The following is a 25,136-nucleotide window of genomic DNA, read 5'->3' on the forward strand; positions in this document are numbered from 1 at the left end:
GTGCGCGCAATTACTTGCTGCCGGCAGGCGCTGCGGGTGTGGAAAAGTCAACGGCTGGTGGTTGCGAGATCTGGGCTTCGTTCTGTACCGTGAAGGTCGGCTTGACCTTGTAGCTGAATACCTTGGCCGTGATATTGGTGGGGAAGCTGCGCGCCAGCACGTTGTAGGCTTGTACGGTGCCTATGTATTCGTTGCGCGCCACGGTGATGCGATTTTCCGTGCCCTCCAGCGTCACGCGCAGATCGCGGAACGCCTGGTTGGCCTTGAGTTCGGGGTATTTTTCCGCCACCACCATCAGGCGCGAGAGCGCGCTGGAAATCTCGCCCTGAGCCTGCTGGAACTTGTTGAAGGCTTCGGGGTTGTTGATCAGCTCGGGTGTGGCCTGAATCGAGGTGGCCTTGGCGCGTGCTTCGATCACCCTGGTCAGGGTCTCCTGCTCGAAGTTGGCCTCGCCCTTGACCGTGGCGACAATGTTCGGGATCAGATCCGAGCGGCGCTGGTACTGATTCAGCACCTCGCTCCAGGCAGCCTTGGATTTTTCATCCAGGCGCTGAAAGTCGTTATAGCCGCAGCCCGTGAGGGAGAGCATGGAGGCCGCAGTTGCGATTGCCAGAAGCCAGCGTTTCATGGGTGTTTCCATTCACGAGATTGAGACGGAAACCATAGCATAAGGCCTTGGCAGGCCAGTGTGCGAGCGCAGCCTGTTGCCCTGTCCGCTGCCCGGTGGCGCTAGCATTGCAATCATGTCCACTGTTTCTCCACTCGATGCCCTGCGTGGCGCACAGCGTCCCGGCCCGAAAACTGCGACCTTGCCGCGCCTGTTGCTGGTCGGGGCCACGGGGCCGCTGGGCAACGAGGTGCTCAGCCGCGTGGTAGGCGCGCAGAACTATGCGCTGGTCCAGGTGCTGGCACGCGAGCCCTATGTCCAGGGCCTGCGTGGCATGGAGTTGCTGACGCAACTGCACGGCGATGTGCAGCAATGGCCTGTGCAGAGCGCCGATGTGGGCCTCATCATGTTTGAGCCTCCGCGTCCCTATTACCAGCGCGAGCGCGCCTTGTGGACGCCCCGGCCCGATCAGCTGCAGGCGGTGGCGCAGTGGATGCAGCGCTGTGGTGTGCATACGCTTGCCGTGGTGCTGCCCCACGATATGGGCAGCCTGCCCCAGGCTTTGAAGCAGGGGCTGGCCAATCTCAATGAGCAAGGCGTGGCCGCACTGGGCTTCGAACGGCTGATTTTTGTGCGCTCGGCCAGAGAAGCCCAGAAAATCAATGCAGGCCATTGGCTGCAGCGCACGGCAAAGATCATGCTTTCGGCGCTCAGCTATATGCTGCCGCAGACGGAGCGGCCGGTGCGCGCCATGCATGTGGCCCGTCTGGTGGAGGCAGCCTTGCTCAAGGCACCGCCGGGAATTCATGTGGCTCCGCCTGAACTGGTCTGGCGTGCGGCACAGAAAGACGCCCTGCAGTCAGAGCTGCGCAGCTGGTTGGGTTCCTCATGAATTTCGAACAATTTCGTGCACCTTGGTGGCAGCCCGGAGGTCATGTCCAGACCATTTGGGCTGCACTCTGTGCGAAGGGCGGAGAGTCTCCGGCGTGGCGGCGCGAACGCTGGGATACGCCCGATGGCGATTTCATCGATATCGATTTTTCAAGCCGCCTGGCAAGTGCAAGCGCTCCCACACTGGTGCTGTTTCATGGCCTGGAAGGCTCTTCCTCCAGCCACTACGCCAAGGCCCTGGCACAGGTCTGCGCGCAGCGCGGCTGGCATCTGGCCGTGCCGCATTTTCGCGGCTGCAGCGGTGAGCCCAATCGCTTGCTGCGTGCTTATCACTCTGGCGACTCGGACGAGGTGGACTGGATTTTGCGCCGGCTGCAGCAAAGCGCGAGCGGCGAATTGCTGGCAATGGGTGTATCGTTGGGCGGCAATGCCCTGGCGCGCTGGGCCGGGCTGCAGCAGCAGGCGGCTGCAGAACTCGTCAAGGGTGCGGCAGTGATTTGTGCGCCGCTGGACCTGGTGGCCGGAGGCGTCAATCTGGGCCAGGGGCTCAATCGCTGGATCTACACCCCCATGTTCATGCGTACCCTGGTGCCCAAGGCCCTCGCCAAATGGCAGCAGTCGCCGGGGGTGTTCGATAGGGAGCGGCTGCAGCGCGCACGCACTCTGCATGACTTTGACGATGTGTTCACGGCCCCGGTCCATGGTTTCAGGGATGCTGATGATTACTGGAGCCGGGCCTCGGCCAAGCCCCTGCTCAAGCAAGTGGCCGTGCCCTTGTTGCTGCTCAATGCGCGCAACGATCCGTTTGTGCCGGCGCACAGTCTGCCCAGGCCCGATGAGGTCAGTGCCACCGTGCAGCTATGGCAGCCGCCGCACGGCGGACATGTGGGCTTTGCCAGCGGGGCCTGGCCTGCCCATGTGCAGGCCATGCCGCTGGCCGTGACCGAATGGCTGGAGCAGTGGCTCTGAGCGTTCGCAGAATAATCAGGAGATGAGTGATGGATGACATCGTGAAGCAGGCCATGGCGAAATGGCCCAACGTGCCGGCCTGCAGCGGCTGGCTGGGTCTGGATGCGCGCGGCCAGTGGTGGCTCAGAGACGAGCAGGCCCAGGCATGCGGCGCGTTTGCCGGCGGCAAGCCCGGAGCCAGGGGCAATCTGCTGCGCCACGAAAAGCTGGCTGAATTCATCGGTCGCAACTATTTGGCCGAGTCAGATGGTCGCTGGTATTTCCAGAACGGCCCGCAGCGTGTGTATGTGGAGCTGGAGAGTGCGCCATGGATATGGCGTCTGCGATGCACAGAGCATGGCCTGCGGCTGAGCAGCCACACGGGCCAGGAGCTGGCGATCGAACAGGTGCAGCAGGTGCTGCTGGATGAACAGGGGCGGCTTTTCCTGGCGTTGCCGCAGGGCCTGGGCATGGTGCACAGCCTGGACATGCTGGATGCCGCGAATGCGCTGGAAGGCGGCGTGCTGCCCGAGGTGCAGGAGGTCGACAGCGCTTCGCTTCCATTGACGTTTGGCTTTGTGCCTAGCCCGCAGGCTCATCAAGTCTGATCGCTGCCTGTACTGGCGTACAAAAGGCGTCCGGTCAAAAATAACAAAACCGGCCAAAGGCCGGTTTTTGCGGAGCAAAGAGCAGAGCTTACTTGGCTGCATCCACCATGTACTGAATGGCGGCCTTGAAGTCTGCGTCCGAAGCAGTGGAGCCGCCCTTGGGAGGCATGGCCCCAACACCTTGAGTGGCCTTCTGCACCATATCGTCCATGCCCTTGGCAATGAAAGGTGCCCAGGCAGCCTTGTCGCCAAACTTGGGAGCTCCGGCTACGCCACTGGCGTGGCAGGCCATGCAGGTGGTGTTGTAGATGTTCTTGCCCACATCGGAGGCCGCGGCAGCTGCGGGAGCCGGGGCGGATGAAGGTGCTGGCTCGGCGGCTGCAACAGCTGCTGCAGGTGCAGCGGCGACGGGGGCCGCAGGTGCTGCTGCGGGGGCATCACCGGCTGCTGCGCCGGCTGCAGGCTGGGGCTCGGGGAAGTTGGCGCCGGCAGCATTGCTCATATAGACCACGCCACGGGCAATTTCCGTGTCATTGAACTCGCCGCCACCCTGGGCCGCCATTGCACCCTTGCCGGCCAGGGCAGAGTGCACCAGCGTTTCCAGACCCTGCTTGATGCGCGGGCCCCAGGCTGCTGCATCCTGGAATTTGGGTGCGCCGGCTACGCCGGTTTCATGGCAGGCCGCGCATTGCGACTTGAAGACTTCCGCGCCACCGCGCAGAGGGCGGTTGGCATCACGAATTTCTACCGTTCCCACTTTTTGCAGACGCATGGCCTTGGCCATTTCGGCATTGGCCGTGCCTGCGCCCGTGGTGTCGGACGAAGTCACGAACTTGACCAGACCGATGATGACGAAGATGGGAACCACAAACGAGAAGAAGACGGCAAGCAACAGCTGCTTGGGTTTTTTAATGGGGCCTGTATGGGCTTCTTCGTGGTGTTGCTCGCTCATGAAGTCCTCTGAGATCGTGGGATGGGGATGAACAAACCATTATAGAAGTGAGGGTTAAGAACGCCAGTGCACGACGATCCGGGTTGACGGCTGCTGCATAAAGGAGTTGAGTTGGATCAACTTTGTGCAGCCAATTTGTGGCGTGCATGAAAAAAGGCGTCCGAAGACGCCTTGTGTGAGAGTGCAAATCTTGGCCCGATTACTGGGCTGTAGTTGCTGCCGCAGGGTTGTTGCTGGCGCTTGCCTCCGTCCAGCCGCCGCCCAGCACCTTGTAGAGATTGACTTGGTTTTGCAGCTGCGCCAGGCGGACCTGAACCACGGATTGCTCCAGTGCAAACAGTGAACGCTGCGCATCCAGCAGATCCAGGTAGCTGGCCACGCCGTTGGTGTAGCGCAGGTCCGACAGCTTGTAGCGAACCTGCTCGGCCTCCAGCTGACGCGATTGGGCATCAAGCTGATCCTTGAGTGCTCGGCGATTCACCAAGGTGTCGGACACCTCGCGGAAGGCCGACTGAATGGAGCCTTCGTATTGAGCCACGGCAATCTTCTGGCTGGCTTCTGCAACCTGCAGATTGGCGCGATTGCGGCCTGCATTGAAGATGGGCAGATACAGCGAAGGCGCAATCGTGAACGCCGCAGAGTCCGACTTGAGCAGATCGGAGATGTCGGAGCTTGCGAAACCTGCCGAGGCGGTCAGGGAGATGTTCGGGAAGAACAGCGCACGTGCCGCACCAATGCTGGCATTGGCGGCAATCATGCTTTGCTCGGCCTGACGGATGTCGGGCCGGCGCAGCAACAGGTCAGAAGGCAGGCCCGAAGGAACATCGGCCAGGGCAGGCAGATCGCGCAGTTGCTTGCCTTGCATGCTGGTCATCAGATCGGCAGGCAGAGTCTGGCCCACGAGCAGGGTCAGGGCGTTGACGTCGCGCTCGCGCTGACCGGCTTGCTGGGCCAGCGTGGCGCGTGCGCTTTCGGTCAGCGACTGAGCCTGGCGGTAGTCCAGCTCGGAAGCGACACCGGAGTCCAGTCGCAGCTTGGTCAGCTTGATGGACTGCTCGCGTGTGCCCAGGGTACGACGGGAAATGGCCAGCAACTCCTCGTCAGCCTGCAGGTTCAGCCAGGTGTTGGCGACCGTTGCAATCAGACTGATCTGGGCCGCTTTGCGGCCTTCCTCAGTCGCCAGATACTGGGCCAGAGCTTGCTGCTTGAGGCTGCCGATGCGGCCCCAGAAGTCAATCTCCCAGCTGGGCATGGAAAGGCCTGCCATGTACGAGTTGGCATAGCGGCCCGTGGCGGCACTGGGCTGGCGGCTGGCGCTGCCTGCCACACCGAACTCAGGAAACTGGGCGGCACGCTGGATCTGGTACTGAGCCTGCGCCTTTTCGATGTTGAGCACGGCCACACGAAGGTCGCGGTTGTTGTCCAGCGCGAGCTGGATCACCTGCTGAAGGCGAGGGTCCGTGTAGAACTGCTGCCATGGGATGTCGGCGGCCGCGGTGGTGCCAGCCTGCTCGTCGGCGGCAGAGTAATGCTCAGCCACCGGAGCGGCAGGGCGCTCCAGCGTGGGGATGAAGGAGCAGCCGCTGGCCAGCAGCGCGCCGGCCAGTGCTACGGGTAGCAAGGTTTTATTCATGTTGCGAGCCTCCCTGTGCTGCAGAAGTTGCCGCCGGGGGAGTGGCGTTGGAGTCCTGCTTGGACTTCTTGCCAAACAGATTGAACACGGCCACAAAGAACACGGGCACCAGGAACACGGAGATCGGCGTGCCAATCACCATGCCCCAGAACACGCCGGTGCCGATCTCCTTCTGGCTGGCAGCGCTGGCGCCGGAGGCGATGTACAGCGGCACCACGCCCAGAATAAAGGCCAGCGAGGTCATCAGAATCGGACGGAAACGCAGATGACCGGCTTCCAGCGCGGCTTCCAGCGCGCTCTTGCCTTCCGCATGCAGGTCCTTGGCGAACTCCACGATCAGAATGGCGTTCTTGGCCGACAGACCGATCACCGTGATCAGCGCCACCTGGAAGTAGATGTCGTTGGGCATGCCGCGCATCAGCATGCCGGCTACGGCGCCGAACACGCCCAGAGGCACGACCAGCAGCACGGACAGCGGGATGCTCCAGCTTTCATACAGTGCGGCCAGACACAGGAACACGGCCAGGATGGAGAACGCATACAGCAGCATGGCCGAGGAGCCCGCCTTTTTCTCGTCCAGAGACTGGCCGGTCCACTCGTAGCCGAAGCCGTCGGGCAGCTCCTGGGCCAGCTTTTCCATTTCCTTCATGGCGTCACCGCTGGTAAAGCCGGGCTTGGCCTGACCAGTGATGCTCATGGAGGGGTAGCCGTTGTAGCGTGTCAGCTGCATGGGGCCGCTGATCCACTTGGCGCTGACCATGGTGGAAAGCTCCACCAGTTGGCCTTGCGCGTTGGGCACCGTCAGGCGCATCACGTCCTCGGGCTGCATGCGACGAGCCGCATCGGCCTGGATGGTCACACGCTGCATGAAGCCGTTGTTGGGGAAGTCCGTGGAGTTGGACGAACCCAAAGCGGTCGCCAGCGTGGTGGCCAGATCGCCCATGCTCACGCGCTGGGCATAGACCGCATCGCGGTTGATGTCGACCTGCCATTGTGGGGCGTCATCCACGCCATCAAAGCGCACGCCGGCCAGAACCGGGCTCTGGTTGGCCTTGGCAACCAGCTGGTTGCGGGCTGCCAGCAAGGCTGCATGACCCTTGCTGCCACGATCCTGCAGGCGGAAGGTGAAGCCATCGCTATTGCCCAGTTCCGAGATGGATGGAGGCACCAGGGTAAAGATGAAGCCATCGCGCAGCGCTGACATGGCGCCCTTGGCTCGGTCGGCGAAAGACGTGGCGTCCGAGCCCGGGGCTGTGCGCTCGGACCAGTCCTTGAGCGTGGTGAACGCCAGACCCACGTTCTGGCCCTGGCCCATGAAGCTGAAGCCCAGAATGCTCACGATGTGATCGACTTCGGGCTGGCTCAGCACAAACTTTTCCAGCTCTGCAACGGTCTTGCTCGTGCGTTCCAGGCTGGCGCCGGGAGGCAGTTGCGTCAGCGAGATGACATAGCCCTGGTCTTCCGTTGGCAGGAAGGCCGTAGGCAGTCGCATGAACATGAAGACCACGCCGGCAATCACCAGCAGATAGACGATAAAGGCTTGAGCGGAGCGCTTGACCACACCGGAGAGTGCGGAAGAGTAGCGCTTCGTGCCTGCGTCAAACTTGCGGTTGAACCAGTTGTAGAACGGGCCGAGCAAGCCGGTCTTCTTGTCGTGCGCGTGGCCCTTGGGAATGGGCTTGAGCATGGTGGCGCAAAGCGCAGGCGTCAGCGTCAGCGCAAAGAAGCCCGAGAAGAAGATCGAGATGGCCATCACCAGCGAGAACTGGCGATAGATGTTGCCCGTCGCGCCGGAGAACATGGCCAAGGGCAGGAACACCGTCACCAGAATCACGGTGATGCCGACCACGGCGCCCTGGATCTGGCCCATGGCTTTGATGGTGGCTTCCTTGGGCGGAAGGCCTTCCTCGGCCATGATGCGCTCGACGTTTTCCACCACCACGATGGCATCGTCCACCACGATACCGATCACCAGCACCATGGCGAACATGGCCAGAATGTTGATGGTCAGGCCGGCCACCAGCATCACGGCAAACGTGCCGAGCAATGCAATGGGGACCACGATGGTAGGGATCAGGGTGTAGCGGATGTTCTGCAGGAAGATCAGCATCACGATGAACACCAGCACGATGGCTTCAAGCAGCGTGTGCACCACCTTTTCGATGGAAATCTTCACGAACTTGGAGGTGTCGTAGGGCGAGGACCACTTCACACCGGCAGGCAGGAAGGGCTCCATCTCGGCCATCTTGGCCTTGACCAGCTTGGCAGTTGCCATGGCGTTGGCAGTCGAAGTCAGCTGCACGGCCATGGCCACAGCAGGCTTGCCGTCCAGGCGGGACTCGAAGGCGTAGCTCTCGATGCCCAGCTCGATGCGGGCCACATCCTTGAGGCGCACGGTGGAGCCGTCGGAATTGGAGCGCAGAACCACTTCACCGAATTCTTCGGGCGTGGTCAGCTGGCCGGGCACCACGATCGTGGCAGTGGTAGTGGTGCCGGGTGTGCTGGGCAGGTTGCCAAGGGCACCACCGGAGATCTGCTGGTTCTGCGCGGCAATCGCTGCGTTGACCGATGCAATCGACAGACCGAAGCCCTGGAGCTTGGCAGGATCCACCCAGACGCGCATGGCACGACCCGATGCAAACAGCTGCGCCTTGCCCACGCCGTCCAGACGTTGGATTTCAGGCACCACATTGCGGTTCACGTAGTCGGCAATGTCGTCACGCGAAGTCTCTCCAGACTCGGCCTGGAAGGCCAGAATCATCAGGAAGTTGCTCATGGACTTGTCCACGCGCACGCCCAGGGCCTGAACGACCTGAGGCAGGCGAGGCAGCACGCGCGAGAGGCGGTTTTGCACGTCCACCTGCGCCAGATCGGGGTTGGTGCCTGGAGCAAAGGTGACGGTCAGCGTGCCTTGGCCACCCGCAGGGGCGGAGGCTTCCATATACATCAGACCTTGCGCGCCGTTGATTTCGCGCTCGATCAGTTGCAGAACGGAGTCCGTCATGGTCTGTGACGTGGCGCCCGGGTAGGTCGCTGTCACGTTGATGGTCGGAGGTGCGACCGATGGGAACTGTGCCACCGGTAGCTTGGTGATGGAGATCACGCCCGCAATGATCACGAAAATCGCGATCACCCAGGCAAAGATCGGTCTGTGGATGAAAAACTTTGACATGGATCGTGCCTGTTACTTGGCTGCCTGGCCTTCGCCAGCACCTTCGGCTGGTGTGGTGGCTTTCTCTTGCGCAGGTGCGGCGGGGGCCGCAGCAGAGGGTTGTGCTGGTGCGCCGGCAGCCGCATTGTTGATCTCGACGGGCTTGACCTTCTTGGCCCCCATACCCACCTTGATCAGGCCGTCCACCATGACTTTTTCTCCAGCTTTCAGACCGGATGTGACAACCCAGTTATTGCCACTGGACTGACTGATCTGAACGGGGCGTGGTGCCACGGAGCCATCCTCGGCCACGATCATGACGAAGTTGCCCTTTTCGTTGCGGGTCACGGCTTGTTGCGGAATCAGCGCGGCGTTCTCGACCTGTGCCTGCTCCAGGTGCACGCGTACGTAAGTGCCGGGCAACAGCAGTCCGTCGGGATTGGGCAGCTCCGCGCGCACGCTGACCTGGCCGGTAGTCGGGTCCACGGTCAGGTCGGTGAACAGCAGCTTGCCGGTATGTGCGTACTCCTTGCCATCGTCCAAATAGACGTGGACGCGCGCTGCGTTGTCACCTACCTTTGCTAACTTGCCGGAACCGAGCGCTTCACGCATGCGCATGATGTCGGAAGAGGACTGAGTCAGGTTCACGTACAGCGGGTTGACTTGCTGAATGGTCGCCAGCTGCGTGGCTTCGCCCTGGCCGACCAGAGCGCCTTCCGTCACCAGAGCGCGGCCGATGCGTCCGGAGATGGGGGCTGTCACGCTGGCATAGCCCAGGTTGACGTTGGCATTGGTGACTGCCGCCTTGCCTGCCGCAACTTGTGCCAGTGCCGCCTTTTCGTTGGCAATGGCCGTGTCGTACTCCTGCTTGCTGATGGCATTGGCTTCCACCAGGGGCTTGTAGCGGCGTGCGGTGGCAGATGCCTGGGCGAGATTGGCTTCGGCCTGTGCCAGGGTCGCCTGAGCGCTCTGCAGGTTGGCCTTGTATGGGGTGTTGTCAATCTGGAACAGGGCTTGGCCAGCTTTGACATCCGAGCCTTCCTGGAACAGGCGCTTTTGAACGATGCCGGCTGCGCGGGCGCGAACCTGAGCAATGCGCGATGGCTCCAGGCGGCCTGGCAGATCGGAGATCAAAGGCACGTTCTGCATGGATACCGTCACTACACCTACTTCGGGTGGCTGTGCCTGAGCGGCTGCTTGTGCTTTTTGAGCTTCCGCGTTTTTGTCACTGCATGCGACTAGGCCCAGTGCAGCAGCCAAGCTCAGGCCGATGACCATGGAGCGGGTGCCGGATGCGGCTGAATGGGACTGATTGTCGGGAGCCTGGTTTGCTTCATACATCGGGTGCATGAACGTCCTTCCGGTTGACATTGTGAAAACGAGAAAAGAGCGCTGTCCGCAGTGGAGCGCTCGTTCGGGTGGAAACCCTAGATGGTTTCCTGCATATCGGTGCTAGGGAAATTATACATACATGCATAAATGTATAATTGCAAACGCTGCGTAAAGCAGTTGAGAAATGGCTTTTCTCGCGGCGATCTATGGCCGGCGATTGATGAAGAGGGTGAGTGATGGCTCGAAGAACCAAGGCTGAAGCGGATGAGACGCGCACCAAGCTGCTGGATGCGGCTGAAGAGGTGTTTTTCGAGAAAGGTGTATCTCGAACCTCTCTGGGCGATATCGCGCAGCGTGCAGGGGCTACACGCGGGGCGGTGTACTGGCACTTCAAGGACAAGATGGATGTCTTTGTTTCCATGCTTGGGCGCATATGCCTGCCTTTCGAAGAAATCTGTGACGACAGGTATGGTGACCTGTTGCCGCTAGAGCGCATTCGTCACTCCATCCTGTGTGTGTTCGAGAGCTTGGACGAGGATGAGCGCAGACGCAAGGTGTTTGAAACGGCGCTATTCAAAATGGAATACGTGGGCGAACTGGCTGATGTGCGTTTGCAGCATATAGAAAGTTCAGGCTTCGCTCGGGAAAAATTTGCGCACGACCTGGCGGCTGCGGCACAGGGGCAGTCCGTGCAGTTGTCGGTATCCCCGGAAGAGGCTGCTCTCGGTTTGCACTCTCTTTTTGTAGGTCTTATACATGGTTGGGTATTGACGGAAGGGAGTTTCTCATTGGTCAAGGTTGGTTCGATGTCGGTGGATGTCTACTTGTCTGGTTTGGGATTTCAGGTGAATTTGTGATTTGGGTGTCCAAACCCGTGCAATAATTGCGGCTGTTGAATTGTTGTTGGCCGTGCAAGCGGCCTGACGGATTCGCGGCTGTAGCTCAGTGGATAGAGTATTGGCCTCCGAAGCCAAGGGTCGTGGGTTCGATCCCCGCCAGCCGCGCCAGCATCGATCTTCGGCAAGAAAAAAGAAATTTCAAAATTTCTTTTTAAGCTGGAAATAGATGCTACAATTCAAGTCTCTTCGGAGGGGTGGCCGAGTGGTTAAAGGCAGCAGACTGTAAATCTGCCCGCTAACGCGTACACAGGTTCGAATCCTGTCCCCTCCACCAGCAATGGTTGAGAAGAGCGATTGCTAGAAATAGCAGTCACGTGCAGTAGTAAATCTGTGCGGGAGTAGTTCAATGGTAGAACCCTAGCCTTCCAAGCTAATGACGCGGGTTCGATTCCCGTCTCCCGCTCCAGTTTGCGAGCAAAGATTTTAGAAGTTGTTTTTGCAGCTTCTTTGCCCATGTGGCTCAGTGGTAGAGCACTCCCTTGGTAAGGGAGAGGTCGCGGGTCCGATTCCCGCCATGGGCACCATTTTCTGGTGCGCTCGCTTGATAGGGTTGCGCCGAAATCCTCTTGCAGTGAATTAATTTTTTCGGAGTCGGAAAAATGGCAAAAGAAAAATTCGAGCGCACCAAGCCCCACGTGAACGTGGGCACCATCGGTCACGTTGACCACGGCAAGACCACCCTGACTGCTGCTATCGCTACCGTGCTGTCCAAGCACTTCGGCGGTGAAGCCAAGGACTACTCGCAGATCGACAACGCCCCCGAAGAAAAGGCTCGTGGTATCACGATCAACACTTCGCACGTTGAGTACGAAACTGCCAACCGCCACTACGCTCACGTGGACTGCCCCGGCCACGCTGACTATGTGAAGAACATGATCACTGGTGCCGCTCAGATGGACGGCGCTATCTTGGTTTGCTCCGCTGCTGACGGCCCCATGCCCCAGACTCGCGAGCACATCCTGCTGTCGCGTCAGGTGGGCGTGCCCTACATCATCGTGTTCCTGAACAAGGCCGACATGGTGGACGACGAAGAACTGCTGGAACTGGTCGAAATGGAAGTGCGCGAGCTGCTGTCCAAGTACGACTTCCCCGGTGACGACACCCCCATCATCCGCGGCTCCGCCAAGCTGGCCCTGGAAGGTGACCAGTCCGACAAGGGCGAGCCTGCCATCCTGAAGCTGGCTGAAGCTCTGGACACCTACATCCCCACTCCCGAGCGTGCTGTTGACGGCGCCTTCGTGATGCCCGTGGAAGACGTGTTCTCCATCTCCGGTCGTGGTACCGTGGTGACCGGCCGTATCGAGCGCGGTATCGTCAAGGTCGGCGAAGAAATCGAAATCGTCGGTATCAAGGACACCGTCAAGACCACCGTCACCGGCGTGGAAATGTTCCGCAAGCTGCTGGACCAAGGTCAAGCTGGCGACAACGTGGGTCTGCTGCTGCGCGGCACCAAGCGTGAAGACGTGGAACGCGGCCAAGTGCTGTGCAAGCCCGGCTCCATCAAGCCCCACACCAACTTCACTGCTGAAGTTTACGTGCTGTCGAAGGACGAAGGCGGTCGCCACACTCCCTTCTTCAACAACTACCGTCCCCAGTTCTACTTCCGTACAACTGACGTGACCGGCTCCATCGAACTGCCCGAAGGCAAGGAAATGGTGATGCCTGGCGATAACGTGTCGATCACTGTGAAGCTGATCTCCCCCATCGCCATGGAAGAAGGTCTGCGCTTCGCTATCCGCGAAGGTGGTCGTACTGTGGGCGCCGGTGTGGTTGCCACGATCATTGCATAATTGATTTGTAGGGGTATAGCTCAATTGGCAGAGCGTCGGTCTCCAAAACCGAAGGTTGTAGGTTCGATTCCTACTGCCCCTGCCACCTCTTAATGGTGGAATCAACAAGAGCCCGCCTTTGGCGGGCTTTTGTGTCTTGAAATTGCACATTTTTGTGCATTTGAAACAAAATATGGCCACTACTCAGGTTGAAACAGTCAGCTCTGCTGCTGACAAAGCAAAATTAGCCGCTGTTGCGGCTTTAGTTGTTGCTTCTATTGCTGGCTTTTATCTGTTGAGCAAGCAAGGTGCGCTGGTTCAGTGGGCGGCTCTGATTGTCGGCCTGGTGCTGGCTGCTGGCGTGTTTCTGATCTCTGAGCCGGGCAAGCGCTTCATTGGCTTTGCTCGTGATGCTTGGCGTGAGGTGAAGAAGGTGGTCTGGCCCACCCGCAAGGAAACCATGCAGATGACACTGTATGTCTTTGCGTTTGTGGTGGTGATGGCCTTGTTCTTGTGGTTCACCGATAAGACGCTTGAATGGGTCTTGTACGACTTGATTTTGGGCTGGAGGAAGTAATGGCTGATGCAGTCGAAACAGATGTGAATGGTGGAGCAGCGGGACCCGCCAATCCCGATCTGCGCTGGTATATCGTCCATGCCTATTCGGGTATGGAGAAGGCTGTCGAGCGCAATATTGCGGAGCGTATTGCTCGCTCGGACATGCAGTCCAAGTTTGGCCGCATCCTGGTGCCTTCCGAAGAAGTGGTGGAAATGCGCAACGGCACTCGCCGCACCACAGAGCGCCGCCTGTTCCCCGGTTATGTGTTCGTCGAAATGGTGATGGATGACGATACCTGGCACCTGGTGAAGCACACCAGCAAGGTGACCGGTTTCGTCGGCGGTGCCAAGAACCGTCCTGCCCCCATTTCTGAAGAAGAAGTTCGCAAGATCGTCGACCAGATGCAGGAGGGTACCGAAAAGCCCCGCCACAAGGTCGAGTTCATGGTCGGCGAAATGGTTCGTGTCAAGGAAGGTCCGTTCGCGGACTTCAACGGCTCCGTCGAGGAAGTCAACTACGAAAAGAACCGTCTGCGTGTCTCGGTCACCATCTTTGGCCGCGCGACTCCTGTGGAATTGGAATTCTCTCAAGTTGAGAAAACTTGAGATTCGCAATAGAATCTAGGGCTTCGCATTTTTTGACTCGATGCGAAGCTTTTTTGTAGAGTCAGCAACCTCGGGGAGCTGTTTGCAGATATTGCAAATGGCGCTATACCCGTAAGGAGCTCAACATGGCGAAAAAAATCGTCGGCTTCATCAAGCTGCAAGTGCCAGCTGGTAAGGCCAATCCTTCTCCTCCCATCGGTCCTGCGCTGGGTCAGCGCGGCCTCAACATCATGGAATTCTGCAAGGCGTTCAACGCCCAGACCCAAGGTGTCGAGCCCGGCCTGCCTCTGCCCGTGGTGATCACGGCTTTTGCTGACAAGAGCTTCACGTTCATCATCAAGACCCCTCCCGCAACCGTTCTGATCAAGAAGGCTGTGAAGCTGGACAAGGGCTCTTCCAATCCTCTGAAGAACAAGGTTGGCAAGATCACACGTGCTCAGCTGGAAGAAATCGCCAAGACCAAGCTGAAGGACATGAACGCCGCTGACGTTGACGCTGCTGTGCGTACGCTGGCTGGTTCTGCCCGTTCGATGGGCGTGATCGTGGAGGGTGTGTAAATGGCCAAGTTGACCAAGAAGCAAAAAGCTCTCCAGGGCAAGGTTGATTCCAACAAGCTGTACTCTTTCGCTGACGCCGTGGCGCTGGTGAAGGAAGCTGCAACTGCCAAGTTCGATGAATCCATCGACGTGGCCGTGCAACTGGGCGTGGATGCCAAGAAGTCGGACCAAGTGGTGCGTGGCGCCGTGGTGCTGCCTCACGGTACCGGCAAGACTGCTCGCGTGGCTGTGTTCGCACAAGGCGCCAAGGCTGAAGAAGCCAAGGCCGCCGGCGCTGACGTGGTCGGCATGGACGACCTGGCTGCTCAAGTCAAGGCCGGCGACATGCCCTTCGACGTGGTGATCGCTGCTCCCGACGCTATGCGCGTTGTGGGTCAGCTGGGTCAGATCCTGGGCCCCCGCGGCCTGATGCCCAACCCCAAGGTTGGCACCGTGACTCCTGACGTCGCTACGGCCGTGAAGAACGCCAAGGCTGGTCAGGTGCAGTTCCGCGTGGACAAGGCTGGTATCGTGCACGGCACGATCGGTCGCCGTTCGTTCGATGCCGACAAGCTGCAGGGCAACCTGGCTGCTCTGATCGATGCACTGAACAAGGCCAAGCCTGCTTCCAGCAAGGGTCTGTACCTGCGCAAGGTGGCTGTTTCGTCGACCATGGGTGTGGGCGTTCGCGTCGATACACAATCCATCTCGGCGTAATTGCTAGAAATCGTCAGATGAGCTTTGCTCATCTGGTGTGGTGGGCTGCGGGAGTTGTTGCTCCTGCAGGTCATCCAAGACCGTTGGTGTGATTTGATCACTTAATCACGAAGGCCAACGCAGATGGCGATCCCGCTGCAGATGGAAATTTTTCCTAAACAGTTGGTCGCTGCAACAAGAGCGTGTATGCAGGGCTTGCCTTGCATATGCATTTGAAGGAGTAGACCTTGAGTCTTAATCGCAGTGAGAAAGAAGCGGTCATCAACGAAGTGACCAGCCTCGCCGCTAAAGCTCAAACGCTTGTGATCGCGGAATACCGTGGCATCACGGTCGCCGACATGACCAAACTGCGTGCCGATGCTCGCAGCAAGGGTGTGAGCCTGAGCGTGTTGAAGAACACCCTGGCCCGCCGTGCTGTTGCCGGTAGCGCGTTTGACGTGGTGGCTGACCAGATGACTGGTCCCCTGATCTATGGCTTCTCTGAAGACGCAGTGGCTGCCGCCAAGGTGGTGGCCGACTTCGCGAAGACCAACGACAAGTTGGTGATTCGCGGTGGCGCGTTCGGAGGCAAGGCCCTGGACATCGACGGCGTTAAGCAACTGGCAAACATCCCCTCCAAGGAAGTACTGCTCGCACAACTGTGCGGCTTGCTCATGTCGCCTATCTCGCGTACAGCCGTTGTGCTGGGCGCTCTGGCGGCCAAGAAGGGCGAAGGCTCTGCCGAAGCGGCAACAGAAACAGCCGCAGCCTGAGTGCTCGGCAAAACCAACCAATTTTAGGAAATCAAAATGGCATTCGATAAAGACGCATTCCTGACCGCCCTGGACAGCATGACTGTTCTGGAACTGAACGACCTGGTCAAGGCTATTGAAGAGAAGTTTGGCGTGTCCGCCGCTGCTATGGCTGCTCCCGCTGCTGGCGGCGCTGCTGGTGGCGCTGCTGCTGCTGAAGAAAAGACCGAGTTCAACGTCGTTCTGACCGACGCTGGCGCTAACAAGGTGTCCGTGATTAAGGCTGTGCGCGAAATCACCGGCCTGGGTCTGAAGGAAGCCAAGGATCTGGTCGACGGCGCTCCCAAGACCGTGAAGGAAGCCGCTCCCAAGGCTGACGCTGAAGCCGCTGTAAAGAAGCTGGTTGAAGCCGGTGCCAAGGCTGAACTGAAGTAATTCAGTGAAATCAAGGGCTGGAGACTCGTAAAAGGGTCTCCAGCCTTTGGCGCTTGTGGAGTGCGCTTAAAGAACACACCAAAAAGCAGGTTTCCTAGGGAGTCTGCTTTTTAGTGTCTTCTGACAATCCGACAGCAGAAGATGCCTTGGTTCGGGCGATGTGCAACGCATCGCCGTCAGCCATGGTTGGTAGTGGCCAACCGCCAAGCCCGCAGGAGAACCCTGTGGGGCAGTCGTCGCAGACCCAGGACTCATGTCTTTGCCCGGAGATCTCATGGCCTATTCTTATACCGAACGCAAGCGAATCCGCAAAAGCTTCGGGAGCCGCGATAGCGTGCTCGAAGTGCCTTATCTGCTGCAGATGCAAAAAGATGCCTATACAGCATTCCTGCAGGCAGATGTAGCCCCCAAAAAACGTACCATTGATGGCCTGCAAGCGGCCTTCAATTCCGCCTTCCCCATCGTCTCCCACAATGGTTTTGTGGAGATGAAGTTTGTCGAGTACAACCTCGCCAAGCCCGCTTTCGACGTGCGTGAATGCCAGACCCGTGGTCTGACCTTCGCCTCCGCTGTCCGCGCCAAGGTCCAGCTGATCATCTATGACCGCGAGTCCTCCACGGCTCAGTCCAAGGTGGTCAAGGAAGTGAAGGAACAAGAGGTCTACATGGGCGAAGTGCCCCTGATGACCGACAAGGGTTCGTTCATCATCAACGGTACCGAGCGCGTGATCGTGTCTCAGCTGCACCGTTCGCCTGGCGTGTTCTTCGAGCACGACAAGGGCAAGACCCATAGCTCGGGCAAGCTGCTGTTCTCGGCTCGCATCATTCCTTACCGCGGCTCCTGGCTGGACTTCGAGTTCGACCCCAAGGACCTGCTGTACTTCCGCGTCGACCGTCGCCGCAAGATGCCCGTGTCGATCCTGCTGAAGGCCATCGGCATGACGCCCGAGACCATCCTGGCAACGTTCTTCGTGAACGACAACTTCCGCCTGATGGACAGCGGTGCGCAGATGGAATTCGTGGCCGATCGCCTGAAGGGCGAAGTCGCGCGTTTCGACATCACCGACAAGTCCGGTAAGGTCGTGGTCGCCAAGGACAAGCGCATTACCGCTCGCCACACCCGCGAGCTGGAGCAGTCCGGCACCAAGTTCGTCAGCGTGCCCGAAGACTTCCTGCTGGGTCGTGTGCTGGCCAAGAACATCGTTGATCCCGATACCGGCGAAATCATCGCCAAGGCCAACGAAGAACTGACCGAAGCCCTGCTCAAGAAGCTGCGCAGCGCCGGTGTGCAGGACGTTCAGTGCATCTACACCAACGAACTGGACCAGGGCGCCTACATCTCGCAGACCCTGCGCACCGATGAAACCGTGGACGAGTTCGCTGCCCGCGTTGCCATCTACCGCATGATGCGCCCTGGCGAGCCTCCTACCGAGGACGCCGTGCAGGCCCTGTTCCAGCGCCTGTTCTACAACGCCGACACCTATGATCTGTCGCGCGTGGGCCGCATGAAGTTCAACGCCAAGATCGGCCGCGAAGGCGCGACCGGTCCCATGGTGCTGTCCAACGAAGACATCCTGGCCGTGGTCAAGATCCTGGTGGACCTGCGCAATGGCCGTGGCGAAGTCGACGATATCGACCACCTGGGCAACCGCCGCGTGCGTTGCGTGGGCGAACTGGCCGAGAACCAGTACCGCACCGGTCTGGCGCGTATCGAAAAGGCTGTGAAGGAACGTCTGGGTCAGGCCGAGCAAGAGCCTCTGATGCCTCACGACCTGATCAACTCCAAGCCCATCTCTGCGGCCCTGAAGGAGTTCTTCGGTGCCTCGCAGCTGTCGCAGTTCATGGACCAGACCAACCCTCTGGCAGAAATCACGCACAAGCGTCGTGTTTCCGCTCTGGGCCCAGGCGGTCTGACCCGCGAACGTGCCGGCTTTGAAGTGCGTGACGTGCACGTGACCCACTATGGCCGTGTCTGCCCTATCGAAACGCCTGAAGGTCCCAACATTGGTCTGATCAACTCGCTGGCTCTGTACGCCCGCCTCAACGAGTACGGTTTCATCGAAACCCCGTACCGTCGCGTGGTGGACGGCAAGGTGACGATGGACATCGACTATCTGTCGGCCATCGAAGAAGGCAAGTACGTGATCGCCCAGGCCAACGCCGATCTGGATGCCGAAGGCAATCTGGTGGGCGAGCTGGTGTCGGCCCGTGAAGCCGGTGAATCGACCCTGGTGTCGGCCGAGCGCGTGCAGTACATGGACGTGTCGCCTGCGCAGATCGTGTCCGTGGCCGCCTCGCTGATTCCGTTCCTGGAACACGATGACGCGAACCGTGCCTTGATGGGCGCCAACATGTCGCGTCAGGCCGTGCCTGTGCTGCGTCCTGAAAAGCCCATGGTCGGTACCGGTATCGAGCGCGTTGCTGCCGTGGACTCCGGCACCGTGGTCACTGCCAAGCGCGGCGGTATCGTGGACTATGTCGATGCCACCCGCATCGTGATCCGTGTGAACGACGACGAAGCCGTGGCCGGTGAAGTCGGCGTGGACATCTACAACCTGATCAAGTATCAGCGTTCCAACCAGAACACCAACATCCACCAGCGTCCCATCGTCAGCCGTGGCGACAAGCTGGCCAAGGGTGATGTGCTGGCGGACGGCGCTTCGACCGACCTGGGCGAAATCGCCATCGGCCAGAACATGCTGATCGCGTTCATGCCCTGGAACGGCTACAACTACGAAGACTCGGTGATGATCAACGAGCGCATCGTGGCTGACGATCGCTACACCTCGATCCACATCGAAGAGCTGGTGGTGATGGCTCGCGACACCAAGCTGGGTGCCGAAGAAATCACACGCGACATCCCCAACCTGTCCGAGCAGCAACTGAACCGCCTGGACGAGTCCGGCATCATCTACGTGGGCGCCGAAGTGCAACCCGGCGATGTGCTGGTGGGCAAGGTCACGCCCAAGGGCGAGACCACGCTGACGCCTGAAGAGAAGCTGCTGCGCGCCATCTTCGGCGAGAAGGCTTCCGACGTGAAGGACACTTCTCTGCGTGTGGATCAGGGCTCGCAAGGTACCGTGATCGACGTGCAGGTGTTCACGCGTGAAGGCATCCAGCGCGACAAGCGTGCCCAGCAGATCATCGACGATGAACTCAAGCGCTTCCGCCTGGACCTGAACGACCAGTTGCGCATTGTTGAAGCCGATGCTTTCGACCGTATCGAGAAGCTGCTGACCGGCCGTGTGGCCAACGGCGGTCCTCAGAAGCTGTCCAAGGGCGCCAAGATCGACAAGGCCTATCTGGACGGCGTGGAGAAGTTCCACTGGTTCGACATTCGCCCTGCCGAAGACGATGTGGCCGCTCAGCTGGAGTCCATCAAGAACTCCATCGAGCAGCAGCGTCACACCTTCGACCTGGCGTTCGAAGAAAAGCGCAAGAAGCTCACGCAAGGCGACGAGCTGCCTGCCGGCGTGCTGAAGATGGTCAAGGTCTACCTGGCCGTCAAGCGTCGTCTGCAGCCCGGCGACAAGATGGCCGGTCGTCACGGCAACAAGGGTGTGGTCTCCAAGATCACTCCTGTGGAAGACATGCCTTTCCTGGCCGACGGCACCACTGCCGACATCGTGCTGAACCCGCTGGGCGTGCCTTCGCGTATGAACATCGGTCAGGTGCTGGAAGTGCACTTGGGCTGGGCCGGCAAGGGCCTGGGCCAGCGCATTGGCGACATGCTGCAAAAGGAAGCCCGTGCTGCTGAAGTGCGCGCCTTCCTGGAAGAGATCTACAACCGCAGCGGTCGCAAGGAAGAGCTGTCTCAGCTGGATGACGGCGAAGTCATGTCCATGGCCAAGGAGCTGACCACGGGCGTGCCATTCGCAACGCCGGTGTTCGACGGTGCTTCCGAAGCCGAAATCAAGGACATGCTGAAGCTGGCCTACCCTGACGACATCGCTGCCGCCAAGGGCCTGACCGAGACACGCACTCAGGCGTATCTGTATGACGGCCGCACCGGCGAGCGCTTCGAGCGTCCGACCACCGTGGGCTATATGCACTACCTGAAGCTGCACCACTTGGTTGACGACAAGATGCATGCCCGCTCCACCGGTCCTTACTCGCTGGTGACGCAACAGCCTCTGGGCGGTAAGGCCCAGTTCGGTGGTCAGCGTTTCGGTGAAATGGAAGTGTGGGCGCTGGAAGCTTACGGCGCCGCCTATGTGCTGCAGGAAATGCTGACTGTGAAGTCCGACGACGTGGTCGGTCGTACCAAGGTGTACGAGTCCATCGTCAAGGGCGAGCACTCGATCGAAGCGGGCATGCCCGAATCGTTCAACGTGCTGGTCAAGGAAATCCGCTCTCTGGGCTTGGACATCGAGCTCGAACGTTCTTAAGCACTATTAAACAGAGAGCTGCAACCGCTTTAAAACAAAGGATTTGCGCTTGGTTCGTTGCTGAAACCAAGGCAAATCCAGCGGTGGCTGCAATGATTTTTGACGAAAAGGAAAGAGTTACATGAAATCGCTACTCGACCTGTTCAAGCAATTTACGCCTGATGAGCATTTCGATGCCATCAAGATCGGCCTGGCCTCGCCCGAGAAGATCCGTTCCTGGTCTTTCGGTGAAGTGAAGAAGCCTGAAACGATCAACTACCGTACTTTCAAGCCCGAGCGTGATGGTCTGTTCTGCGCCAAGATCTTTGGCCCGATCAAGGACTACGAATGCCTGTGCGGCAAGTACAAGCGCCTCAAGCACCGCGGTGTGATCTGCGAGAAGTGCGGCGTTGAAGTCACACAGACCAAGGTGCGTCGCGAACGCATGGGTCACATCGACCTGGCCGCGCCCTGCGCCCATATCTGGTTCCTGAAGTCCCTGCCTTCGCGCCTGGGCCTGGTGCTGGATATGACGCTGCGCGACATCGAGCGCGTGCTGTACTTCGAAGCCTATGTGGTGACCGACCCCGGCATGACTCCGCTGAAGAAGTTCAGCATCATGACCGAGGACGACTACGACGCCAAGCAACTCGAGTACGGCTACGATGAGTTCACCGCCAAGATGGGCGCTGAAGGCATCAAGGACCTGCTCGAAGGCATCGACATCGACGTCGAGATCGAGCGCCTGCGCAACGATCTGACCGGCTCCGAAGTCAAGGTCAAGAAGAACGCCAAGCGCCTGAAGCTGCTGGAAGCGTTCAAGAAGTCCGGCATCAAGCCCGAGTGGATGGTGATGGAAGTGCTGCCCGTGCTGCCTCCCGATCTGCGTCCTCTGGTGCCTCTGGACGGTGGCCGTTTCGCCACTTCCGACCTGAACGACCTGTACCGCCGCGTCATCAACCGCAACTCGCGTCTGCGTCGTCTGCTCGAGCTCAAGGCTCCTGAAATCATCGCGCGCAACGAAAAGCGCATGTTGCAGGAAGCGGTGGACTCGCTGCTGGACAACGGCCGTCGCGGCAAGGCCATGACGGGCGCCAACAAGCGTGCCCTGAAGTCTCTGGCCGACATGATCAAGGGCAAGAGCGGTCGTTTCCGTCAGAACTTGCTGGGCAAGCGCGTGGACTACTCCGGTCGTTCCGTGATTACCGTGGGTCCTTACCTCAAGCTGCACCAGTGCGGTCTGCCCAAGCTGATGGCGCTGGAGCTGTTCAAGCCCTTCATCTTCGCGCAGCTCGAGCAGCGCGGCATTGCCACGACCATCAAGGCTGCCAAGAAGGAAGTGGAAGCCGGTACCCCCGTGGTGTGGGACATCCTTGAAGAAGTCATCAAGGAACACCCCATCATGCTCAACCGTGCGCCTACGCTGCACCGTCTGGGTATCCAGGCTTTCGAGCCCATCCTGATCGAAGGCAAGGCCCTGCAACTGCACCCGCTGGTCTGCGCGGCCTTCAACGCCGACTTCGACGGTGACCAGATGGCTGTTCACGTGCCCCTGTCTGTGGAAGCGCAGATGGAAGCCCGCGTGCTGATGCTGGCCTCGAACAACGTGCTGTTCCCCGCTTCGGGCGAACCCTCCATCGTTCCTTCGCAGGACGTGGTGCTGGGTCTGTATCACGCCACGCGTGAAAAGATCAACGGCAAGGGCGAAGGCATGGTGTTTGCCGACCTGATGGAGCTGCAACGCGCTCTGGATGCCGGCGAGACCGAGCTGCACGCCAAGATCAGCGTGCGCCTGACCGAGTGGAACAAGAACAAGGAAACCGGCGAATTCGAGCCCGTGACCTCGCTCGTGGAAACCACCGTGGGCCGTGCTCTGCTGTCTGAAATCCTGCCCAAGGGCCTGGCTTTCAGCAACATGAACAAGGCGCTGAAGAAGAAGGAAATCTCCAAGCTGATCAACGCCTCCTTCCGCAAGTGCGGTCTGAAGGCCACGGTCGTGTTTGCCGACAAGCTGCTGCAAAACGGTTTCCGTCTGTCCACGCACGCCGGTATCTCGATCTCCATCGACGACATGCTGGTGCCTCCGCAAAAGGCCGACATCCTGGCCCGCGCAGAGTCCGAAGTGAAGGAAATCGAGCAGCAGTACGTCTCGGGTCTGGTGACCTCCGGCGAGCGCTACAACAAGGTGGTGGACATCTGGGGCAAGGCCGGTGACGACGTGTCCAAGGTGATGATGGACCAGCTCAAGGTCCAGAAAACCACCGACCGCCACGGCAACGAAGTCGATCAGGAATCGTTCAACGCGATTTACATGATGGCCGACTCCGGCGCCCGTGGCTCCGCAGCGCAGATTCGTCAGCTGGCCGGTATGCGTGGTCTGATGGCCAAGCCTGACGGCTCCATCATTGAGACGCCTATCACCGCGAACTTCCGCGAAGGCCTCAATGTGCTGCAGTACTTCATCTCGACCCACGGTGCCCGTAAGGGTCTGGCCGATACGGCGCTGAAGACGGCTAACTCCGGTTACCTGACTCGTCGTCTGGTGGACGTGACGCAGGATCTGGTCGTGAACGAACAGGATTGCGGTACCTCCAACGGCTATCTGATGCGCGCCATCGTCGAAGGCGGTGAAGTGATCGAATCCCTGCGCGACCGCGTGCTGGGCCGTTCGACCGCCGAAGAAGTGCTGCACCCCGAAACCCGTGCCGTGCTGGTGCCTGCCGGTACCCTGCTCAACGAAGACACCATCGAAGAGCTGGAAGCCCAGGGCGTGGACGAAATCAAGGTGCGTACGGCTCTGACCTGCGAAACCCGTTTCGGCCTGTGCGCCACCTGCTACGGTCGCGACCTGGGTCGTGGCGGCCTGATCAACCTCGGCGAAGCCGTGGGTGTGATCGCTGCCCAGTCCATCGGTGAACCCGGCACGCAGCTGACCATGCGTACCTTCCACATCGGTGGTGCCGCTTCGCGTGCCGCCATCGCCTCGAGCGTGGAAGCCAAGTCCAATGGTGTCATCGGCTTCAACAGCACGATGCGCTATGTGTCCAACACCAAGGGCGAGCTGGTGGTGATTTCGCGTTCCGGCGAGATCGTGATCAGCGAAAACGGCCGCGAGCGCGAGCGTCACAAGGTGCCCTACGGCGCCGTGCTGACCATCAAGCCCGATGAAGCCATCAAGGCCGGCAAGATCCTGGCGAACTGGGACCCGCTGACCCGACCCATCATTACCGAATACGCCGGTCAAGTGCGTTTCGAGAATGTGGAAGAAGGTCTGACGGTGGCCAAGCAGGTCGACGAAGTGACCGGTCTGTCCACTCTGGTGGTGATCGACCCCAAGCGTCGTGGCTCTGCCAAGGTGGTGCGTCCCCAGGTCAAGCTGATCGACGCCAACAACCAGGAAGTCAAGATCCCTGGTACCGACCACGCCGTGACGATCGGCTTCCAGGTCGGCGCCCTGATTCAGGTGCGCGACGGCCAGGACGTGGGCCCCGGCGAAGTGCTGGCCCGTATCCCTGTGGAAGGTCAGAAGACCCGCGACATTACCGGTGGTCTGCCCCGTGTGGCCGAACTGTTCGAAGCCCGTACGCCCAAGGACAAGGGCACTCTGGCCGAGATGACCGGTACCGTGTCCTTCGGCAAGGAAACCAAGGGCAAGATCCGCCTGCAGATCACCGATCTGGAAGGCAAGGTCTGGGAAGAGCTGGTGCCCAAGGAGCGCAACATTCTGGTCCACGAAGGCCAGGTGGTGAACAAGGGCGAGTCCATCGTTGACGGTCCTGCCGATCCTCAAGACATCCTGCGTTTGCTGGGTATCGAAGAGCTGTCGCGCTACATCGTGGACGAGGTGCAGGACGTTTACCGCCTGCAGGGTGTGAAGATCAACGACAAGCACATCGAAGTGATCGTGCGTCAGATGCTGCGTCGAGTGATCATCGAGAACTCCGGCGATACCACCTACATCCAGGGTGAACAGGTCGAGCGTTCCGAGGTGCTCAACACCAACGAACAGATGCAGAAGGAAGGCAAGCTGCCTGCCACGTACTCCAACGTGCTGCTGGGTATCACCAAGGCTTCGCTGTCGACCGACTCGTTCATCTCTGCGGCTTCCTTCCAGGAAACCACCCGTGTTCTGACCGAAGCTGCCATCATGGGCAAGCGCGACGAACTGCGTGGCCTGAAGGAAAACGTGATCGTGGGTCGTCTGATCCCCGCCGGTACCGGTCTGGCCTATCACCAGGCTCGCAAGGCCAAGGACGAAATGGACGATGCCGAGCGTCGTGCCATCGCCGAAGCCGAAGAAGCCGAGCTGGCCGGTGTGCTGGCTGATGACGTCGAAGCACCTGCTGGCGACGCCTCTGCCGACTAAGCATGGCATTGGGCCGCGGCCGGAAACGGCT

Annotated in this window: 18 protein-coding genes and 5 tRNA genes; 18 read left to right on the plus strand and 5 right to left on the minus strand. The window is 59.8% G+C overall.

The window, feature by feature from the left end; genetic code table 11:
• Window positions 1–10: 10 nt before the first annotated feature.
• Window positions 11–628: a LemA family protein gene (locus MPZ60_RS01690; protein ID WP_003065385.1), complete on the minus strand. Its 618-nt coding sequence runs from the start codon at window positions 626–628 to the stop codon at window positions 11–13.
• 115 nt (window positions 629–743) lie between these two features.
• Here MPZ60_RS01690 and MPZ60_RS01695 point away from each other — a divergent pair, with 115 nt between their 5' ends.
• From MPZ60_RS01695 to MPZ60_RS01705, 3 genes are read left to right on the plus strand one after another with little or no spacing between them, the layout of a single operon-like run.
• Entirely contained in the window at window positions 744–1,499 is a 756-nt protein-coding gene (locus MPZ60_RS01695; protein WP_034359084.1) for a hypothetical protein, read from the plus strand.
• Window positions 1,496–2,467, plus strand: a complete 972-nt coding sequence (locus tag MPZ60_RS01700; RefSeq protein ID WP_034359069.1) for a YheT family hydrolase — start codon at window positions 1,496–1,498, stop codon at window positions 2,465–2,467. The genes MPZ60_RS01695 and MPZ60_RS01700 overlap by 4 nt, the downstream gene beginning before the upstream one ends.
• Window positions 2,468–2,496: 29 nt before the next feature.
• Window positions 2,497–3,054 (plus strand): DUF2946 family protein, encoded by a 558-nt coding sequence (locus tag MPZ60_RS01705; RefSeq protein WP_034359070.1) that lies wholly within the window; start codon window positions 2,497–2,499, stop codon window positions 3,052–3,054.
• Between the two features lie 88 nt (window positions 3,055–3,142).
• On the opposite strand, the gene MPZ60_RS01710 is transcribed toward MPZ60_RS01705, so the two are convergent.
• The 4 genes from MPZ60_RS01710 to MPZ60_RS01725 all read right to left on the minus strand — a co-directional run bounded on the left by MPZ60_RS01710 (window position 3,143) and on the right by MPZ60_RS01725 (window position 10,131).
• A complete protein-coding gene (locus tag MPZ60_RS01710) occupies window positions 3,143–4,006 on the minus strand; it encodes a cytochrome c5 family protein (RefSeq protein WP_034359072.1) in 864 nt (287 codons plus the stop codon).
• 199 nt (window positions 4,007–4,205) lie between these two features.
• Window positions 4,206–5,639, minus strand: coding sequence for an efflux transporter outer membrane subunit (locus tag MPZ60_RS01715; protein WP_034359075.1), 1,434 nt, complete (start codon window positions 5,637–5,639; stop codon window positions 4,206–4,208).
• A complete protein-coding gene (locus MPZ60_RS01720) occupies window positions 5,632–8,811 on the minus strand; it encodes an efflux RND transporter permease subunit (protein WP_034359077.1) in 3,180 nt (1,059 codons plus the stop codon). The genes MPZ60_RS01715 and MPZ60_RS01720 overlap by 8 nt, the downstream gene beginning before the upstream one ends.
• 12 nt (window positions 8,812–8,823) lie before the next feature.
• Window positions 8,824–10,131 carry an efflux RND transporter periplasmic adaptor subunit gene (locus tag MPZ60_RS01725; RefSeq protein WP_052057678.1) on the minus strand — a complete coding sequence of 436 codons (1,308 nt, stop codon included), beginning with the start codon at window positions 10,129–10,131 and terminating at the stop codon, window positions 8,824–8,826.
• Window positions 10,132–10,358: 227 nt separating this feature from the next.
• Here MPZ60_RS01725 and MPZ60_RS01730 point away from each other — a divergent pair, with 227 nt between their 5' ends.
• From MPZ60_RS01730 to rpoC, 15 genes are all read left to right on the plus strand, one after another.
• On the plus strand, window positions 10,359–10,979 hold the full coding sequence (locus tag MPZ60_RS01730; protein WP_003065361.1) for a TetR family transcriptional regulator: 621 nt from the start codon (window positions 10,359–10,361) through the stop codon (window positions 10,977–10,979).
• Window positions 10,980–11,053: 74 nt separating this feature from the next.
• Window positions 11,054–11,129 (plus strand) — tRNA-Arg (locus tag MPZ60_RS01735).
• 80 nt (window positions 11,130–11,209) lie between these two features.
• A tRNA-Tyr gene (locus MPZ60_RS01740) sits at window positions 11,210–11,295 on the plus strand.
• A 58-nt stretch (window positions 11,296–11,353) separates the two neighbouring features.
• Window positions 11,354–11,427: transfer RNA gene (locus MPZ60_RS01745), tRNA-Gly, on the plus strand.
• A gap of 43 nt (window positions 11,428–11,470) precedes the next feature.
• Window positions 11,471–11,545 (plus strand) — tRNA-Thr (locus tag MPZ60_RS01750).
• Between the two features lie 75 nt (window positions 11,546–11,620).
• Window positions 11,621–12,811, plus strand: coding sequence for an elongation factor Tu (gene tuf / locus MPZ60_RS01755; RefSeq protein ID WP_012836789.1), 1,191 nt, complete (start codon window positions 11,621–11,623; stop codon window positions 12,809–12,811).
• Between the two features lie 9 nt (window positions 12,812–12,820).
• A tRNA-Trp gene (locus tag MPZ60_RS01760) sits at window positions 12,821–12,896 on the plus strand.
• 87 nt (window positions 12,897–12,983) lie between these two features.
• On the plus strand, window positions 12,984–13,367 hold the full coding sequence (secE, locus tag MPZ60_RS01765) for a preprotein translocase subunit SecE (RefSeq protein WP_012836790.1): 384 nt from the start codon (window positions 12,984–12,986) through the stop codon (window positions 13,365–13,367).
• Window positions 13,367–13,954, plus strand: a complete 588-nt coding sequence (gene nusG, locus MPZ60_RS01770) for a transcription termination/antitermination protein NusG (protein WP_003065695.1) — start codon at window positions 13,367–13,369, stop codon at window positions 13,952–13,954. The genes secE and nusG overlap by 1 nt, the downstream gene beginning before the upstream one ends.
• A 125-nt stretch (window positions 13,955–14,079) precedes the next feature.
• Window positions 14,080–14,511 carry a 50S ribosomal protein L11 gene (rplK, locus tag MPZ60_RS01775; RefSeq protein WP_034359623.1) on the plus strand — a complete coding sequence of 144 codons (432 nt, stop codon included), beginning with the start codon at window positions 14,080–14,082 and terminating at the stop codon, window positions 14,509–14,511.
• The gene (gene rplA, locus MPZ60_RS01780; protein WP_003065693.1) at window positions 14,512–15,207 is read left to right on the plus strand and encodes a 50S ribosomal protein L1; all 696 of its coding nucleotides are present in this window, start codon (window positions 14,512–14,514) and stop codon (window positions 15,205–15,207) included.
• 227 nt (window positions 15,208–15,434) lie between these two features.
• Complete coding sequence (rplJ, locus tag MPZ60_RS01785) at window positions 15,435–15,959, plus strand: 50S ribosomal protein L10 (protein WP_003065692.1); 525 nt, start codon at window positions 15,435–15,437, stop codon at window positions 15,957–15,959.
• 36 nt (window positions 15,960–15,995) lie between these two features.
• Window positions 15,996–16,373, plus strand: a complete 378-nt coding sequence (rplL, locus tag MPZ60_RS01790; RefSeq protein WP_003065690.1) for a 50S ribosomal protein L7/L12 — start codon at window positions 15,996–15,998, stop codon at window positions 16,371–16,373.
• 274 nt (window positions 16,374–16,647) lie between these two features.
• Complete coding sequence (gene rpoB, locus MPZ60_RS01795; protein WP_003065687.1) at window positions 16,648–20,760, plus strand: DNA-directed RNA polymerase subunit beta; 4,113 nt, start codon at window positions 16,648–16,650, stop codon at window positions 20,758–20,760.
• Window positions 20,761–20,881: 121 nt separating this feature from the next.
• A complete protein-coding gene (gene rpoC / locus MPZ60_RS01800) occupies window positions 20,882–25,105 on the plus strand; it encodes a DNA-directed RNA polymerase subunit beta' (RefSeq protein ID WP_003065685.1) in 4,224 nt (1,407 codons plus the stop codon).
• The last annotated feature ends 31 nt before the right edge of the window (window positions 25,106–25,136 follow it).

This window comes from Comamonas sp. 7D-2 (assembly GCF_022749555.1).
GTDB lineage: Bacteria > Pseudomonadota > Gammaproteobacteria > Burkholderiales > Burkholderiaceae_C > Comamonas > Comamonas thiooxydans.